Source organism: Aeromonas sp. FDAARGOS 1402 (assembly GCF_019046925.1).
Taxonomy (GTDB): Bacteria; Pseudomonadota; Gammaproteobacteria; order Enterobacterales; family Aeromonadaceae; genus Aeromonas; species Aeromonas caviae.
Genome location: NZ_CP077201.1, coordinates 1,832,366 through 1,850,275, shown reverse-complemented (window position 1 = coordinate 1,850,275; position 17,910 = coordinate 1,832,366). Strand labels below are relative to the sequence as shown.

Genomic DNA, 17,910 nt, shown 5'->3' with positions numbered 1-17,910 from the left:
GAACTGAGGAATACGACATGGAAGAGTTGATCACATCCGTCAGCGAGCTGCGCTATGCACTCGACACCTTCTACCTGCTGATCTCCGGCGTGCTGGTCATGTGGATGGCCGCCGGGTTCGCCATGCTCGAAGCCGGCCTGGTCCGCGCCAAGAACACCACCGAGATCCTGACCAAGAACATCCTGCTCTATGCCATCGCCTGCATCATGTTCCTGCTGGTCGGCTACAACATCATGTACGTGGACAACAGCGCCGGCGGCTGGCTGCCGAGCTTTGGCAGCCTGATGGGCAGCCAGGCGGACGACGCGGGCCACTCCCTGCACGCCGACTTCTTCTTCCAGGTGGTGTTCGTCGCCACCGCCACCTCCATCATCTCAGGTGCGGTGGCAGAGCGGATGAAGCTCTGGTCCTTCCTGCTGTTCTGCGTGGTGATGACCGGCTTCATCTACCCCGTGGAAGGCTACTGGAGCTGGGGCGGCGGCTTCCTGAAGGAGGCGGGCTTCTCCGACTTCGCAGGCTCCGGCATCGTCCACATGGCGGGCGCTGCCGCTGCCCTGGCCGCCGTGCTGCTGCTCGGCCCCCGTCGCGGCAAATATGGCAAGCAAGGGGAGATCTACCCCATCCCCGGCTCCAACCTGCCGCTCGCGACCCTGGGCACCCTGATCCTCTGGATGGGCTGGTTCGGCTTCAACGGTGGCTCCCAACTGGCGCTCTCCAGCGCCGCTGATGCCACCGCCATCGGCACCGTGTTCGTCAACACCAACGCCGCCGCGGCCGCCGGTGTGGTCGGCGCCCTGCTGGTCAGCAAGCTCACCTGGGGCAAGGCGGATCTCACCATGATCCTCAACGGCGCCCTCGGCGGTCTGGTCGCCATCACCGCCGACCCGGCCTCCCCCAGCCCGCTGTTCGCCAGCCTGATCGGCGCCCTGGCCGGTGCCCTGGTGGTCTACGCCATCGTCGCCTTCGATCGCCTGAAGATCGATGATCCGGTCGGCGCCATCTCGGTACACGGCGTCTGCGGCCTGTTCGGCCTGATGGTGGTGCCTTTCTCCAACACGAGCGCCACCTTCGGTGCCCAGTTGCTGGGTGCTGCCACCATCTTCGGCTGGGTCTTTGTCGTCTCCCTCGTGGTCTGGAGCCTGCTCAAGGCCACCATGGGCCTGCGGGTCAGCGAAGAGGAAGAGATGATGGGTGTGGATGTCCACGAGTGCGGCATCGATGCCTACCCCGAGTTTGTCAGCGTCAAATCCAGCATCTGACGAGAGAGGTTGAGTGCGGGGCCGAAGGGAAACCTTCGGCCCCATTTTTTTTTGGCGGCTCAGCGCCCCGTGAAGGCAGGAGGGTTCGCCTGGCGGTAGTGGCTCGGTGCCAGCCCACCTCAAGCTGCTCAAGGGGGCCGAGGTCAAACACCTGGAGGCCCCCGCTGGACCGGCGACGGCTATTACGAAAGTACCTTCCTCGACCCGGAAGGCAACCGGCTGGAGCTGACCATCTAATCCCTGAGTGCTCCCCTCACCCTGCCCTCTCCCAACGGGAGAGGGGATAAAGCGGCACCGGGGATATGATCGCTCACCACACCGGTTCGGTTAACGGCAATACCATCAGCCACGTAGGTTCGATTAGCGAAGCGTAATCGGACGACGTGTTTTCTCCCTTCTCCCCTTGCGGGAGAAGGGTCGGGGATGAGGGGCGGAAAAAAGAGATTTCGCAGTAAACGTTGGGCTTCGCAGGCTCAGCCACAGCCTGCGTTACTGAGAAGAATCTGAAAGCATATGAAAATAAAACACATAAAATATTATCTAGGAAGTAGAGATGTGAAATAGAGATATAAAAATCATTTTCTCATAACATAGCCAAACAAGCAGAGCAATATTTAGTATAACTGGCGTCCAATAATCAAATGACCTCGGCTTACGAAAAAGGCAAGTAAAGTTAGACATAGCGATTATTAGATACATTGTAAATCTAATCTTCATTGATCTTATTCTATGGGATGAATATTGAATATAACCGGCTGATCTTTCATCATTGGATAGGTCATCTGAATTCTCATAAAACCCCCACATATCCTTTAATGATTTTACTATTGCTTTTGGTTGAGGTGAGGATGTTGGGCTTAATTTAATCCAACAGTGTTCCAATACAAATCCATCTAATTTAAACCCTATTATATATGCAATAAAACCTTGTTCCTCATACGATTTAATTCTCACGATATTATTCGATGCATCCATTTCCTCATCAATGACAATATAATTATCGTCGGTAAGTATTTTTGAAAATACCCATCGGGCAAGAAAATTGCCCACCCCCCAAGAGAACGACAATCGACATACTTCCGAGAATTGTTTCCCTGAGTTCAACACATAGCGATATGTTGCGTACAAAGTAAACATAATGTACGCAAATGTTAGGTTGCCAGGGGTTGATGCAACTACTTCCGGCAAACCTGGTATTGATATTTTCGCATCAATGAAGCTTATCCCCAACAAGTGATGAAGAAAACCGATGGAAAATATTATTAAAAGACCTCTTCTACTTTTCGTAAACTCATCATCAAATATTTCATTAATTAACATTACTCACCTTCTATTTATTCGTCTCGCCGATTAGCTAAGCACCACTGATAACTGTCATTCCATTCTATCGCTTCCCCCCAACCTCTCCGCCAATCCGGAATATCGCTCGGTCTTTTTCCGCACGGCCTGTGCCAGCAGGGCGCGATCGCCGTAGAGATCGAGGCGGGCCTTGGCGCGGGTGATGCCGGTGTAGACCAGCTCGCGGGTCAGCAGGGGGCTGGGGCTGTCGGGCAGCACCAGCACGGTATGGGCAAACTCCGAGCCCTGGGATTTGTGGATGGTCATGGCGTAGACGGTCTCGTGGGGGGGCAACCGGCTGGGCAGCAAAGCCCGCAGGGTACCGTCCGGCTGCTCGAACCACACCTTGAGGCGGCCGGTGTCATCGGGCAGACAGAGCCCCATGTCGCCGTTGTAGAGGCCGACCCCGTGGTCGTTGCGCACCACCATCACCGGGCGGCCCGCATACCAGTCGCCGTCACGCTGGATCAGCCCTGCCTTGGCGAGGGCCAGTTCGAGCCGCTCGTTGAGCCCCGTCACCCCGAAGGGGCCATCCCGCAGGGCGCAGAGGATCTGGAAGCCGTTGAACGCCTTGAACACCGCCGCCGGATCCTCTCCGGCCCGGGCCGCCTTGAGGTAGCTGCCGTAACCGGCGACCCCCTCGGCAATCAAGGCGTCGTAAGCCTCCCCCGCCCAGGGGTGCAGGCGGATGTCGCCAAATCCTGCGCCCCAGACCGCCTCCACCGCCGCCCCGTCGCCGCTGTTGCAGGCCCGCGCCAACTGGCCGATGCCAGAATGCTGGTCAAAGCGCCAGCTCTTGGAGAGCAAACAGAGGCTGTCGCGCACGCTGGCCCCCGCTGGCGTGCCTTGCAGGCGATAGCCGGTCTGGCGGGAGAGCCAGTGTGCCTGCGCGGGGCTGATGCCCTGTTCGATAAAGCTGCAGATATCCCCGAGCACGGCCCCCGCCTCCACCGAGGCGAGCTGATCCTTGTCGCCGAGCAGGATGAGGCGGGCGTGGCTCGGCAGCGCATCCAGCAGGCGCGCCATCATGGGCAGGTCCACCATGGAGGCCTCGTCCACCACCAGCAGGTCGAGGTGCAGCGGGTTGCCTCTGTGATGGCGGAACTGGCTGCGCCCCGGAATGACCCCAAGCAGCCGGTGCAGGGTGCCCGCCTCCGTGGGGATGGCCTCCACCCACTCGGGGGGCAGATCCAGGGCCTGCAGGGCAGCGCCGATACTCTCGGTCAGACGCGCCGCCGCCTTGCCGGTGGGGGCCACCAGCCGGATCGCCGGGGCCTTGCCCCCTTGCAGGCCGGTCTCCACCAGGATGGCGAGGAGCTTGGCCACCGTGGTGGTCTTGCCGGTGCCGGGGCCGCCGGAGATGACCGCGAAGGGGCGCGCCGCCGCCGTGGCCGCCGCCAGCTTCTGGCCGTTGCAGCAGAGCGCCTCGGGCACCAGGGTATCCAGCCGCTCCAGCTCGCTGGCCGCCTGGGCGCTTTTTAGCAGGGTCTCCACGGCCGGCCACTCCACCTCATGGGGGAAGACCAGATCCAGGTACTTCTCCACAAAGTGGCGGACGGAGAAATCCGGCGCGAGGCGGGCCTTGAGCAGGGCCCCGAACACCAGGCCGTAGTCGCGGGCAAAGAGGCGCGACAGGGCCGGGGCAATCTCCGGCCATTCGGCCCGTTCACTCAAGGCGCTCAGGTGGCGGGCCACCCCCAGCTCAAAGTCGTGGTAGCGGGTGAGGTAGAGGCGATCCCCCCAGAGCCGCAGGGGCCAGCGGGGGGGCTCTCCCTCCTCCTGTTCGCTCCCCACCAGGGGGCTGGCCGCAAAGAGGGCGGGCCAGCTCGCGGGATCCGCGAGATCCGCCAGCAGATCCCGGCTCTGATCCGGATCCAGCCCGAAGGGGCGCGAGGATCCCTGTCCGTCACCGCCCTGAGCGAGCATCGCCAGCGGCAGGCAGACATGGCCGCGCCCCAGCTCATGGCAGGCGAGCGCGGCCCCCAGCACCAGCTCGGGGCTGCCGCCAAGGTCGGCCACCAACCTGGCAAATTGCAGGTCAAGCTGGCGGATGCGCCCCGCCAGCGCCAAGGCTTTCAGCCGCTCTATCATGGTTTCGCCCTTCATCTCGCCCCTCATGCCTCTGCCTTGTTCGATTTTTCTAAACGATGATCGTCAGACGTCACACCTTTACTAAACAACTCGTCCAGCCCCAGCACCAGTTCCCGGCTGGGCCGGGCATGGAAAATGCCCCCCTGGGGCATGCCGCGCAGGAAGAGATAGAAGACCCCGCCAAAATGCCGGTCGAAATCGTAGCCCGGCAGCCGCAAGGCGAGCAGCCGGTGCAGGGCCAGCGAATAGAGCTGGTATTGCAGATCGTAGCGATGCTCCACCATGGCCCGCTCCAGGGCCGGGCGGCCGTAATCGGCGGGGCTCATGCCAAGGTGGTTCGATTTGTAGTCGAGCAGATACCAGCGCCCCTGCCACTCGAACACCAGGTCGATGAAGCCCTTGAGCATCCCCTGCACGGTGGCAAAACCGAGCGGCTTGCCGCCCCGCGACAGGGGGTCGTGCTGCTGGCAGAGTGCGGTGAGCGCCGGTGCCGTCACCCGCCCCATGGGCAGAAAAAACTCCAGCTCCACCTGTTTGCGCTCGGGGGCCAGATCCCGCAGCCGCACCGGATCCCCAAGGCCGGTCTCAAGGGGGGTATCCAGCACCGCCTCCACCTGCTGTTGCAGCACGGGGGCCCAGCCTTCGTCGAACCCCTCCTGGGTCAGCAGGGCGGCGATGTGCTGTGCCAGCGACTCGCCCTTCGCGTGCTCGAAGTCGATGGTCTCGAACAGGCTGTGGAGCAGGGTGCCGGGACGCGCCCCCTTGGGGAAGGTGAAGATGGAAGGAGCGGGCGCCTCCTCTTCCTGCACGGTGACGGCTGCCTCGGTGGCCACCTCGTCGTCGAAGCCGGGGTTGGCCAGCACCCCCTTGCCGTGGCCGTTGCCCTGGGCCGCGAGCCCGGAGTAGGAGCTGATCCACCAGTCCCGCTCAAGCTGCCCCTGGAACGTGCGCACGGTGGGCTCCCCCGGCTTCTCCGCCTCGGCGGGCAGCGGGGCCGGGCGGGTGAGCGAGGGCTCACCGACGGCCACCCCCGGCAGGGCCTGGGCCAGGTCGGTGAGGGCGGTCGCCAGTGTCCCGGCGTCCCCCTCCTCCCCCTTTTGCAGCAGGTAGCCGATGGCGGTGCGGTGCAGGTCGGTCTTCTCCGACTTGCCCGCCCCGGAGCGCACCGGCGCCAGCCCGAGCCAGGTGGCATAGACCCCCCGGGTCAGGGCCACGTAGAGCAGGCGCAAGTCTTCGGCGAGGCGCTCCTTGTCGGCCTCGGCCAGGGACTCTTCGGCGCCGGTGAGATCGAGCACGGTGCGATTGCCCGCCTCCCCCGTTTCGTGGAACAGGGGGGTGTCGGCGGCGCGGTGGCTGCAAATGAACGGCAGGAAGACCAGCGGGTACTCCAGCCCCTTGGATTTGTGGATGGTGACGATCTGCACCAGCTTGCGCTCGGATTCCAGGCGAAGTATCTGCTCCCCGTCCTGGCCGTTGGGCTGGCTCACCGCCTCCCCGAGCCAGCGCAGCAGGGCGTACTCCCCGTCCAGCTCGCCGCTCGCCTGTTGCAGCAGCTCGCCGAGATGGAGGAAGTTGGTCAGCCGCCGCTCCCCGTAGGGGCTCGCCAGCAGGGAGGCGGCGAGGTTGCGCCCGTGCATCAGGGCCCGCAGCATGGCCAGCACCCCGTGGCGATGCCAGACCGCGCGGTATCCCATGAACTCCTGCACCGCGCTCTCCCAGGCCCGCTCGTCCGAGGCCAGCGCGTCCAGGGCCCTGGCATCGAGATCGAACAGGCCGGTGGCGAGCGCCGCCCGCAGGCTTCGCTCATCGCTCGGGTTCTGGCAGGCGTGCAGGATCAGCAGGATCTCCCGCGCCTCCACCTGGGCCAGCACGCTCTCGCGGTTCGACAGATAGACGGAGGCGATGGCAAGGCGCGCCAGCTCCTGTTGCACCAGCTTGCCCTCGGCGCCGGTGCGCACCAGCACGGCGATATCCCCGGCCCTGACCGGCTCGCTGCCGAGCATCGCCTTGCCCTCCCGGGCCAGCGTGAGCAGGCGATGGATCTCCGCAGCCGTGGCGCGGGCCATCCTGCTCTGGTACTCCCCCTTGTTGAAGGTGGGCTGACCGGTGAGCTGCCAGCAGTGCAGCACGGGGGCGGTCTGCCCCTCGATCAGCAGCGCCCGGCTCTTGCCCTGCGCCTCCACCGGCAGGAAGGGGATGTCCGCCTCGTAGATGAAGGGATCCTTCGCCCGCTCGAACAGGCCGTTGACCGCCGCCACCAGGGCGCGGCTTGAGCGCCAGTTGCGCCCCAGGGTGTAGTGGGCGCTCACATTTCGCCGCGCCTGGATGTAGGTGAAGATGTCGGCGCCACGAAAGCCGTAGATGGCCTGCTTGGGGTCGCCGATCATCAGGAGCGCCGTGTCCTGGTGACCGCCGTAAAGCCGGTGGAAGATGCGGTACTGCTGGGGGTCGGTATCCTGGAATTCATCGATCATGGCGACCCGGTAGGTGGCGCGGATGCGCTCGCACAGCCGCTCCCCCAGGCCCGAGCCGAGCGCCCCGTCGAGATCCCGCAGCAGATCGTCGAAGGAGAGCTGATGGGCCTGGCGCTTGCTCTCCTGCATTCGGCTGCGCACCACCCTGGCCGCCCGCTGCAAGACGAGATCCCGGATGCCGGGTCGGCTCGCCAGCAGGGCGTCTATCTCGCCAAAGAGCGGCAGGGTGGGCACCGTTCCCCCCTTCTTGAGGTTCTCTTCCAGCGCCTGCTGGCCGAAGCGCTCCAGCTCCTTGGGGAGGACGTAGCCGCTGGTCTCGTCCTGCGCCCAGTCGCCAATCTTGGCAAGCCACCCCTCGTAGTTCTTACCGGTGTAACGGCTGATCTGCCCCTCGGTCTGGCGGCGGATCTCGTCCGTCTGCGCCAGCCACCCGGCTTTCACCGCCCCGATGCGGGCCATGGCGACGCTGTGCCGCGCCGCCAGGGTCTCGTCCCCCGCCACCGGGCGGATCTCCAGCTCGTCGTTGTCGAGCCAGCTCCCCATCTCCCGCAGCAGGGCGGCGGGGCTCGGCCAGAGCCTTCGCACCGCCCGGGCCAGGGGCTGATCCACCGGATAGAACTCGGCGCGCCAGTAGTCACTCACCGCCTGCAGCCGGAGCCGGCTGTCGTCGGTCAAAAATTCGGTTTCAAAGAGGGCGCCCGACTCGAAGGCGTTCTGCCTGAGCATCCGCTGGCAGAAGCCGTGGATGGTGAAAACCGCCGCCTCGTCCATCTGCCGCTCGGCGGCCAGCAGGCGACGGGCCGCCAGGTCGTGATCCTCCACCTCCTTGAGCAGCCCAGCTAACAATGGGTCTTTGTCTTCATCGACGACCTTACCTCGCATAAAGGCGAGACGCGCCTCGTGGATGCGGGCGCGGATCCGCCCCCTCAGTTCGGCGGTGGCCGCCTCGGTAAAGGTCACCACCAGGATCTCGGTCACCGACAGGGGCCGCTCGTGGGCACAGGGCTGACCGGCGTCTCCCCCCTCCTCGATTGCTTGTTCGATAACCGGGCCGTGGCCCAGCAAGAGGCGCAGATAGAGGCCCGCGATGGTATAGGTCTTGCCGGTCCCGGCGGAGGCCTCGATCAGCCGCTCGCCATAGAGGGGAAAACGCAGGGGATTGAGCGGGTTAGCCATTATTGCAACTCCTCCAGCGCCTGATGGAGCGGGGTCAGGTGTTCACGGGCCAGCCCCTGCAACTGGGCCAGCACCTCGTCATCGAGTTCCGGGAAGCAGCGGGCGACATAGACGTCCTGCCCCTCTCCCGTCACCATGTAGCCGCCGTTGAAGCGGGCAAGCGCCGCCTTGTCGGCCTCCTCCGGCTTTGCCGGATCCTTCTCGATCCCCTTGAGCCACTCCCAGGCGGTGCTCGGGAAGAAGGGCAGCGGCCGCTTCATCCCCTGGGTCCAGAGGGCTACCAGGGCCGCCAACCTGGGCCGCGCCTCGTCCGCCGCAAGCCTTGGCAGCCGCAGACTCTGTTTGGCATCGAACAGCAGGGTGTCGCCGGGAGCGCTGCTCAATGAGAGGCAAAGGTGCTGGATCCAGGCCAGCAGCAGATCTTTGCCGTTGAAGCTGCCGGGTTTGACCACCAGCGCTCGTCCCTTCTGGGTGTCTATCCAGCCCTGAAGCTGCCCCTGGGCCAGGGCGATGTCGATCTCCACCGCCTGTTTGTCTGCCTCATTGGCCGCCACCCAGGGACGCAGCCGCGCCGCCAGCTTGCCCATCTCGCCGTCCAGATCCTCCAGCAGCAGGCTGCCGAACCAGCCTTGCGGCAGCAGGCCGGTCAGCTGCAACCGTTCGCGCCGTATTTCACTGTCCCCCTCGGTCAGATGGGCGTCCAGCAGCAGCGCCTTGAGCTGGTAGTGCTGCAGGCCGTCCAGCTCGAAGGGCTCGCTGTCTTCGATGGCCGCCTCCTCCAGCTCGAACCACACCTTGAGACGGCGATTGAGGAAGTAACGGGCGGGTTGGCGATAGAAGCGCAGCAGTTCCGCCAGCTCCAGCCCCTGCTCCCTGCCCCATTCGGGAGGCAGCGGCAGCTCGCCGCTCTGGAAGTTGGCGGCCCCCCGCTCCGGGCTCAGGGCCGGCAGCCAGTCGGCGGCATAGGTGAAGAGGCCGGAGCCGGGCTCGGGGTGGAAGTAGGCCGGGCTGTAGGGGGTGAGCGGATGCCGGGTGATGAGGTGCGCCAGCAGTCTGCGCCCCGAGCTCTCGTCGTCGAGCTCCTCGTCCCCCGCCAACACGAAGCCCTGGCGCACATAGTCGATGAGCTCCGCCAGCAGCACAGAGGGCACCTTCTCGCTGTTGTCCTGGGCGCTGAACCCCTGATAGCTGATGTAGAGCCCCTGCTGGGCGCTGAGCAGCGCCTCGAGGAAGAGGTAGCGGTCGTCATCCCGGCGGGATCTGTCCCCGCGCCGACCGGCCACCGCCATCAGATCGAAGCCCATGGGGGGCAGGGTGCGCGGGTAGACGCCGTCGTTCATGCCGAGCAGGCAGACCTGACGGAAGGGGATGGAGCGCATCGGCATCAGGGTGCAGAAGTTGACCTGACCGGCGAGGAAACGCTGGCTGGAGCGGGACTCCCCCAACACGCTGCCGAGGTAGTCCTGCAACAGGTCGGCACTGATGGCCTGCTCGAAGCGGGCCTCGCCGAGCTGGGCCTGCCAGTCGGTGAGCTGGCTGCGGATCAGCTGGAGCTGGCGCTCCTCATCCTCGTCGGCCAGATAGAAGCGATCCAGCAGCGCGTTGAGGCAGGCGTGCCACTCGGGCAGCGGCTGCGCCTGTTGCAGCCGGGGCAAAAACTCGGCCAACGAGTCGACAAACCAGGCGAGCTTGCCCAGCGCCAGCCCCTGCTGCCCCTCGATGTCCGCATAGGGCAGGATCCCGGCCACCGGTTCCCCGTCCCCCATGGCGAAGCCGAGCAGCATGCGGCGCAGGCCGAACAGCCAGCTGTTGCCGGACAGACGCGGCAGATCGAAGCGCTCCGGGTAGCCGTCGTCCAGCCCCCAGCGGATGCCGGTCTCCTGCACCCAGCGCCGCAGCTGGTTGAACTCGTCGTCGTCCAGCTCGAAGCGGCGCAGCACGGCGGGCACCTCGAGAATGGCGAGCAGCTCCCCCGCCCCGAAGCGGGCGTTCGGCAGCCTGAGCAGGGCAAGGAAGCTCTGCAGCAGCGGGCTCTCCTGGCTCGCCGCCCGGTCGGAGATCGCGAAGGGGATCCGGCCGCGGGCGCCGCCGCTTTCCTTGCCAAAGACGGCCTGGATGTAGGGGCCGTAGCTGTTCACGTCCGGCATCATCACCACCACGTCCTTGGGGGTGAGGGTGGGATCCTGCTCGAACAGCGCCAGCAGGCGGTCGTGCAGCACCTCGAGCTCCCGCATGGGGCCGTGGCAGGCGTGGATCTGCAGGGAGCCGTCATCCAGGCTGACGGGGCTCTTGTGGTGGCTGGCATCGAGGCTGAACTCGCCTGCCCCCCGTTCGGCCAGCTCCAGCACGTCCTTCTGGATGGCGCGCAGCAAGTTGGTGTCATCGATATCGACGAAGGCGTCTATTTGAGGCACCTCCAATTCCATCAGCTGGTGCAGGTAGTCGCGCCCCAGCTTGCCCATGGAGGCGAGCAGCGGGTTGGCGGGGCCCTGCAGGGTCTCGAGATCCGTGCCGGGCTTGAGCCTGTTTTCCAGCCGCGCCAGGGTCTTTCTGTCCAGCAGATCCCCCCAGTAGTAGCGGCAGGGGTTGGTCACAAACAGGTGCACCTCCACCTCGGCGCGGCTGCCGAGGGCCAGCAGGGCCTCCACGTAGCGCGGCGGCAGGGCCGAGATGCCGAACACGAACACCCGTCGGGGCAGCTTGCCCGGCAGTTCGGCGCTGCGCGCCAACTCGTGGATAAACTCCTCGTAGAGGTTGGCGCGGTGGTAGCCACTCGGGGAGAGCGCCAGGGTGCGGGCCACCAGCTCGCGCCACAACTCGGGCTGCCAATCCTGGCCGCTGACCCCGGCCAATTCGAGCCCCAGCCCTTCCCCCTGTTCCCAGCGGGCGATCCAGTCCGGCCGGTAGACCAGATACTGGTCGAACAGATCCGCCACCTTCTGGCAGAGCTGCCAGAGGCGCACCTGTTCCGGCGCCTCCCCGTCACTGCCCCCCAGATAGGCCGCGAGGGGCGCAAAGGCGGGTCTGCCGAGCAGGGTGGGCAGAATGGTCATCAGGTGCCAGCTCATGGCTCCCTTGTTGTAGGGGCTCTGGCGCGGCACGTCCGCCAGCACCCGGGTGAACATCTCCCAGATGAAACTCGCGGGCAGGGGAAAGTCGATGTTGGCGGCGATGCCGAACGCCTTGGCCAGCTCCAGCTTGAGCCACTGGGCCATGCCGGGACTCTGCACCAGGATCTGCTCCCGATCGAAGGGGTGGGAGAGCGGAGCCTGCCGGATGCGGCTCACCAGCAGCTCCTTGAGCAGATCCAGCTGATTGGAGTGGTAGAGGGTAAACATGGACGACTCCCGCCAATTTCATGAAGAGGGGGTGCGCGGGGGGACACTCTCTGGCATTCCCGTCACGGCACGCGAATCGGGATTGTCAGGGATCGGGGGATAAGATGCAAAAGGCACTTGTGGCGTCCGGACTGCGCGCCGTCACACCGATGACATCCCCGGGAAGCGGGCACAAAAAAGCCGGTGCGGGGCACCGGCCAAAAGGCGTTGGAAAACTTGAAACGTCAGGGTATTACCAGTGCTTGCCGAGGCGGGCATCCAGGCTGAAAGCCCCTGCACCGGCCGCCGCCAGGGCCAGGAAACCACCGGCCACGGAGACGTTCTTCATGAACATCAGCATCTGCATCTGCTCGGCAGGCTGATAGTGGAAGATGAAGGCGGCCATCAGGGTGAAACCGGCCAGCAGCACGGAGAGGCTGCGGGTAAACAGGCCCAGCATGATGGCAAGACCGCCACCCAGCTCCAGCAGGATCACCAGGGGCAGCATGAACCCGGGCACGCCCATGGCTTCCATGTAACCCTGGGTACCGGCGTAACCGCCGATCTTGCCCCAGCCAGCCATCACGAACATCAGCGCCAGCAGTACACGACCCACCAGCAGTGCCACATCTTTCATCTTGTCCATCGTCATATTCCTTTGCTTACCATCATGGTATTTACAGTGTAAAAGCTAATTGTTAACTCATTCATTTCGCCAAGATTTTTCTATCAAGGCAGGTCAAACAGCAGGGCTTCACTCCCCCTGGAGGCGATGAGCACCCAGCTCGACTCGTCGCGGCTGAGCAGCCCGTCGCCGGGTCGGGCAGCCAGACCGTTGCCGGTCAGCTCCCCTGAAATCATGTGCAGGTAACCATGACGCCCTTGCAATGCCCACTCGAGGGTCTCCCCTTCGGCAAGCTGCAGCCGCCATACGCGGGCCTGCTGGCGGATCCTGAAGGATCCCGCCTCGCCGTCCGGTGACGCCACCAGCGTCATCCCGGGCTTGTTTTCAATCTTCTTCTGCTGATAACCCGGGGTCGTGCCGTGTTCATTCGGCTCGATCCAGATTTGCAACAGGGAGAGCGGCTCGGTCTGCGAGGGGTTGTACTCGCTGTGCCGGATGCCGGACCCTGCGCTCATCAGCTGGAAATCCCCCGCCGGGATCTGCTCGGCGTGGCCGAGGCTGTCCTTGTGCTCTATGGTGCCTTGCAGCACGCAGGTGAGGATCTCCATGTTGGCGTGAGGGTGGGTCGCGAAACCGCCACCCGGCGCCACCCGATCCTGATTGATGACCCGCAGGGCAGAGTGTCCCATCCATTCCGGGTCATAGTAGTGACCGAAGGAGAAGCTGTGACGGGCATCCAGCCAGCCAAAGTTGGCCTTGCCCCGTGCTTCTGCGGCTCTCAATTTCATCATGGTGTGCTCCTCACTGACCAAGTTGGTTCATTAACGCTGGCGACCGTCACCCAGACCGAAGGGGATGCGGTAGCTGCTGCTTTCGTTGCCCAGGCTCACCGTCAGCTTGCCCTGGGTACGGCTCGGGATGGCGACCTGCTGGGTGCCCATCAGGTTGGCGTGGACGGAAGCCAGCAGATCACCGGACTCGTCGCGCACCTCCAGCATGGGGTTGGCCTTGCCGTCCATCGCGGCGGTGGCGCTCCAGTTGACGAACAGCACGCCCGGGGCGGCATTGAAGTCAGCGGGAACGGAAGCCTGGGCGGCACCTGCGGTCATCAGGCCTGCAACGGCCAGCATCTTGATTACGTTTTTCATGTTCATTCACTCTCTTGGGTTTTATGTCATTGCCAAGGCCCCTTGGGCCCGAATCAATGCATCCATGCAAGAGATCATTCAAATACTATGTTGTTCTTTTGCTGACATCAGACATCGTGTTTGGGGATGTCTCAGCCCGGAACTACCTTTTATTTGGCTGCCAGGCGTTCCTGCCTAAGCGTTGATTGAATATTAAAGTGACTTCCCCTAAGTTGTTAGCGAGATAATCTGGTAAACACATTCAAAAAAATTGAAGGTTTGATATGGCCAAGGAATCGAACAAGGAGCGGGCGTTGACCCTGGAGGCGATCCGGGTGCTGGACGCCATCGACCGTCGTGGCAGCTTCGCGGCGGCGGCCGACGAGTTGGGCAAGGTGCCTTCGGCGCTGAGCTACACGGTACAAAAGCTGGAAGACGAGCTGGACGCCATGCTGTTCGACCGCAGCGGCCACAGGACCAAGTTCACCCCGGCGGGCCGCATGCTGCTGGAGCGGGGCCGGGTGCTGCTGGAGGCGGCCGAGCACCTGGTGGGGGAGACCCGGGCCCTCTCCCGTGGCTGGGAGACCGACATCACCATCGCCGTCGATGCCTTGATGCCGGTACAGGCTCTCTACCCCCTGGTGGATCGGCTGGCAGAACAGACCGATACCCGGCTGAGGTTTCGCGCCGAGGTGCTGGCGGGCAGTTGGGAGTGCCTGGAGGATGGTCGCGCCGACCTGTTCATCTCCTCCCTCAATGCCGATATCGCCATGACCGGCATCAAGCACCAGGTGCTCAGGGAGGAGGTGATGCTCTACGTCGCCCACCCCGATCACCCCCTGCATCAGGAACCCGAGCCCCTGGCGGACGAGACCCTGCGCCGCTATCGCGCCATCGCGGTGGCCGACACGGCGCTGCGCAAGCCGGTGCTCACCTACCGCCTGCTCGACAAGCAGCCGCGCCTGACCGTCAGCACCATGGGGGAGAAGCGGGACGCCCTGCTGGCGGGGCTCGGCATCGGCACCATGCCGCAACGCTGGATTGAAGAGGACATCAAGGCGGGCAGACTCAAGGTGATCAGTCCCGAATATCGCCACCAGATCCAGGTCGTGCTGGCCTGGCGGCGAGACACCATGGGCAAGGCCAAGAGCTGGCTGGTGCGGGAGATCCCCAAGCTGTTTGCCGGTCAGGGGGAATAAAGGACTGCCTTCCGGGGTCGGTGGCGCAGGAAGTACCAAAACTGCGCCCCATTCTTGACGACGGGCTCAGATTCGGAGAAAAGAAAAAAAGCGGACCTCTTGCGAGTTCCGCTCAATGCCAGGAAAGAATAAAACCTTGCGGTTAAAAAAACCCTTAAATTGGAAGCAAACAATCGTTTTCTCAACCAGGAAGGTATTGAATCCGATTCGTGTTGAATTATGTGCGATGTAATATGCATCACCAGCAAAATGTTGAAAGGTTGAAGGATATGCACCACCGAGTGTCATTTTCTGCCACCTTGCACCACAACTGGTCAGGCCATTTCCGCCATTATCACCGGGTTACCCTCCTCTGGTTTTTCTAGGTGTCAAAATTTGAGCCCGATACAGACAAACCACTCAATTTCTGACACGACTAAAAATGCAGATAAAGGAATAGTTGCATGACCTACAGCCAGACACTGGCCAATCACATCCTCGACACCCTGAAGAAAACCCTGACCGACAAGGGGATCCGCTATCAGACCCTGGCAGAAGCCATGGGGGTTTCCATCGCCACCGTGAAGCGCATGATGAACAAGCCCTCCCTGCCGTTCGACACTCTGCTGGAGATCTGCCATCTGGTGGGACTCTCCTTCGAAGAGCTGCTGGACCGGACCCAGGATGCCCAGAGCCGCCGGGCCGTCTTTACCCAGGAGCAGGACGAGGCGTTTCACAAGGAGCCGGGGCTCTATGCCTTCCTCGCCAACATCTTCTGGCGCGACAAGACCCTTATCGATCTCAAGCGGGAGTACGGCCTGACCGATGCCTCCTGCTACCTCTATCTGCGCAAGCTGGAGAAGCTCGGCATCCTGCAGCTTGGCATCGACAACAGCTACCACTTCCTCATCAGCGAGCGCATCAGCTTCGAGCAGCACAGCCGCTTCGCCCGCCAGCAGGCGCGCCAGGCCATGTCGGTGCTGGGGGACTATCTGGTGGAGAACATGCACAGGCCCAACAACTACATGGCGCTGTGCCAGCTCCATCTGGGGGAAAGCGAGGCCATGGCACTGATCGATCGCATGAAGGAGTACTGGCATCAGGAGCTCAAGCTCAACCGCCCCGCCATCGGCCAGCGGGAGGGCAGCAAGACCTACACCATGTCCCTGCAACTGGCGGACTGCGGCTACCAGAGCTTCGACGATCTGATCCCCAACATCGACAACTGATCCCGGTGGATCCTGCGGGATCCGCCATGTCAGTGCTAGAACGCCGCTACTCTGCCAGTTGCACCTGCCGCGCGCCGGTGGCGAGCGGTTGCAGTGCCCGGGTATCCAGGCAGATGCGGATGGCGTCCGGTCGCCAGTGCTCGATGTCGCAATCCACCAGCTTCCCCTCCTCGTCATGATTGACCCGCACCAAGCGCAGCACGGCGCTCCCCTGGGCCAGGTTGAGGGCGCGGGCTATCTCTCCCCGGGCCGCCGACGGGGTGATCTCGAGGCTCGCCCAGCCCTGGCCTATGCCATAGCGCTGCCGGTAAAGCTCGGTGAGGGAGCTGGCCAGAGGAGCGCTGGCGATGCCGGGGAAACGGCTCGCCAGCAGGTGATGGCTGACGTGCAGCACAGGGCGACCGTCGATCAGCCGCTGGCGGCGGATCTCGTAGAGCGGCGTAAAGGGTTCCAGACCCATCCAGCGGCACAGTTCACTGCTGGCAAGCTGGTTGCCATGGGCCAGCACCCGGGTCTCGGCGGTGCGCTGCTGCTCGCCAATCCACTGGTGAAAGTGGGTGTGGATGGCGGGATCGTAGGTGAGGCGAGGCGGCGCCACGAACCAGCCGCGCCGCTCGGCCCGGTAGATGAGGCCGTCCGCCTCGAGGCTGGAGAGTGCCTCCTTGATGGTGATGCGGGTGGTGGCGAAGCGCTCGCTCAGCGCCCGTTCGGCGGGCAGCTGCTGCCCCGCCGCCAGGTGTCCGCTGCCGATATAGCGGCGCAGGGTCCGGCAAATCTGTTCGCACTTGGAGGGTGTGCGGCCATCGGCCATCCCCTGTTCACTCAATCGCTCTGTCACTGTCACATCCCTGTCGGTCATTCGGGTTTGCACACCACTGGAGTAGACCAGAGGTTGTCGACCCCGAGTTGTAACCGCCCCTGATGACAGCGCCATGACAGGGCGATTGTCACGAAACTGCCATCAAAGCGCCCCGCCACCGTCATATTTCCCCTCTAGCATCCCTCTCGAACCTTAACTGACCTAGTCCAGAGGGATGGGATGATGAAAAGCGTGATCGCAAGTGCACTGGCCCTGGTGGCCATCAGTCAACCGCTGTTTGCCGCCGAGAACATCGCGGATCTCGAAAAAGCCGCCCGCGGTGAAGGCCAGCTCCAGAGCGTCGGCATGCCGGACAGCTGGGCCAACTGGAAGGATACCTGGCAGCAGCTCGGCAGCATCTACGGCATCAAGCATCAGGATACCGACATGAGCTCCGCCCAGGAGATCGCCAAGTTCGCCGCCGAGAAGGCCAATGCCACCGCCGACATCGGTGACGTGGGCGGCGCCTTCGGCCCGGTGGCGGTCAAGCAGGGGGTCACCCAGCCCTACAAACCCTCCACCTGGGCCGACATTCCCAACTGGGCCAAGGATGCGGACGGCCACTGGATGCTGGCCTATACCGGCACCATCGCCTTCCTGATCAACAAGGATCTGGTCAAGGCCGCCCCCACCAGCTGGCAATCCCTGCTGGGTGGCGACTACAAGGTGACCCTGGGTGACGTGGGCGTCGCCTCCCAGGCCAACAACGGCGTGCTGGCGGCGGCCTATGCCACCGGCGGCAGCGAGAAAAATCTGAAACCCGCCCTGGATCTGTTCGGCAAGCTGGCCAAGCAGGGCCGTCTGTCGCTGAACGACCCGACCATCGCCAACATCGAGAAAGGCGAAGTGGAAGTGGGGGTGCTGTGGGACTTCAACGCCCTCAACTACCGCGACCAGATCGACCCCAAGAAGTTTGATGTGGTGATCCCGAGCGACGGCTCCGTCATCGCCGGCTACACCACCATCATCAACAAGTGGGCCAAGAACCCCAACGCCGCCAAGCTGGCGCGGGAATACATCCTCTCCGATGCAGGTCAAATCAACCTGGCCCGTGGCTACGCCCGCCCCATCCGCAGCAACGTGACCCTGCCGGATGACGTGAAAGCCAAGCTGCTGCCGGCCGAGCAGTATGCCAATGCCAAGCCGGTGCAGGATCACGCCGCCTGGGAGCAGAGCTCCAAGGCCCTGCCGCGCCAGTGGCAGGAAACCGTCATGATCAACATGCAGTAAGGAGTGG

Annotated in this window: 12 protein-coding genes and 1 pseudogene; 5 read left to right on the top strand and 8 right to left on the bottom strand. The window is 63.6% G+C overall.

Annotation, left to right across the window (positions count from 1 at the left end):
• Positions 1-17 precede the first annotated feature (17 nt).
• Together I6L32_RS08860 and I6L32_RS23655 are read left to right on the top strand one after the other, a co-directional pair.
• Positions 18-1,259: an ammonium transporter gene (locus I6L32_RS08860; protein WP_103859063.1), complete on the top strand. Its 1,242-nt coding sequence runs from the start codon at positions 18-20 to the stop codon at positions 1,257-1,259.
• Between the two features lie 106 nt (positions 1,260-1,365).
• A pseudogene (locus I6L32_RS23655) lies at positions 1,366-1,496 on the top strand (glyoxalase); the annotation flags it as partial.
• Between the two features lie 303 nt (positions 1,497-1,799).
• On the opposite strand, the gene I6L32_RS08855 reads toward I6L32_RS23655, so the two are convergent.
• The 7 genes from I6L32_RS08855 to I6L32_RS08825 form a co-directional block, all read right to left on the bottom strand.
• Positions 1,800-2,579, bottom strand: coding sequence for a hypothetical protein (locus I6L32_RS08855; protein ID WP_216944966.1), 780 nt, complete (start codon positions 2,577-2,579; stop codon positions 1,800-1,802).
• Positions 2,580-2,633: 54 nt separating this feature from the next.
• On the bottom strand, positions 2,634-4,703 hold the full coding sequence (gene recD, locus I6L32_RS08850) for an exodeoxyribonuclease V subunit alpha (protein WP_216944965.1): 2,070 nt from the start codon (positions 4,701-4,703) through the stop codon (positions 2,634-2,636).
• Between the two features lie 8 nt (positions 4,704-4,711).
• Positions 4,712-8,338 carry an exodeoxyribonuclease V subunit beta gene (gene recB, locus I6L32_RS08845; RefSeq protein ID WP_216944964.1) on the bottom strand — a complete coding sequence of 1,209 codons (3,627 nt, stop codon included), beginning with the start codon at positions 8,336-8,338 and terminating at the stop codon, positions 4,712-4,714.
• Positions 8,338-11,676 carry an exodeoxyribonuclease V subunit gamma gene (gene recC / locus I6L32_RS08840; protein ID WP_216944963.1) on the bottom strand — a complete coding sequence of 1,113 codons (3,339 nt, stop codon included), beginning with the start codon at positions 11,674-11,676 and terminating at the stop codon, positions 8,338-8,340. The genes recB and recC overlap by 1 nt, the downstream gene beginning before the upstream one ends.
• Positions 11,677-11,908: 232 nt before the next feature.
• The gene (locus I6L32_RS08835) at positions 11,909-12,301 is read right to left on the bottom strand and encodes a DoxX family protein (protein ID WP_010675909.1); all 393 of its coding nucleotides are present in this window, start codon (positions 12,299-12,301) and stop codon (positions 11,909-11,911) included.
• An 83-nt stretch (positions 12,302-12,384) separates the two neighbouring features.
• Positions 12,385-13,071 carry a pirin family protein gene (locus tag I6L32_RS08830; protein WP_049636436.1) on the bottom strand — a complete coding sequence of 229 codons (687 nt, stop codon included), beginning with the start codon at positions 13,069-13,071 and terminating at the stop codon, positions 12,385-12,387.
• A gap of 30 nt (positions 13,072-13,101) precedes the next feature.
• Complete coding sequence (locus I6L32_RS08825) at positions 13,102-13,434, bottom strand: hypothetical protein (protein ID WP_041211883.1); 333 nt, start codon at positions 13,432-13,434, stop codon at positions 13,102-13,104.
• A gap of 257 nt (positions 13,435-13,691) precedes the next feature.
• Between I6L32_RS08825 and I6L32_RS08820 the strand changes: the two genes are divergently transcribed.
• Entirely contained in the window at positions 13,692-14,606 is a 915-nt protein-coding gene (locus I6L32_RS08820) for a LysR family transcriptional regulator (protein ID WP_216944962.1), read from the top strand.
• A 443-nt stretch (positions 14,607-15,049) separates the two neighbouring features.
• On the top strand, positions 15,050-15,814 hold the full coding sequence (locus tag I6L32_RS08815) for a helix-turn-helix transcriptional regulator (protein WP_010675913.1): 765 nt from the start codon (positions 15,050-15,052) through the stop codon (positions 15,812-15,814).
• 46 nt (positions 15,815-15,860) lie between these two features.
• Here I6L32_RS08815 and I6L32_RS08810 read toward each other — a convergent pair whose 3' ends face one another.
• Complete coding sequence (locus I6L32_RS08810) at positions 15,861-16,673, bottom strand: UTRA domain-containing protein (protein WP_039040129.1); 813 nt, start codon at positions 16,671-16,673, stop codon at positions 15,861-15,863.
• Between the two features lie 183 nt (positions 16,674-16,856).
• Between I6L32_RS08810 and I6L32_RS08805 the strand changes: the two genes are divergently transcribed.
• Positions 16,857-17,903 (top strand): ABC transporter substrate-binding protein, encoded by a 1,047-nt coding sequence (locus I6L32_RS08805; RefSeq protein WP_010675915.1) that lies wholly within the window; start codon positions 16,857-16,859, stop codon positions 17,901-17,903.
• Positions 17,904-17,910: the final 7 nt, after the last annotated feature.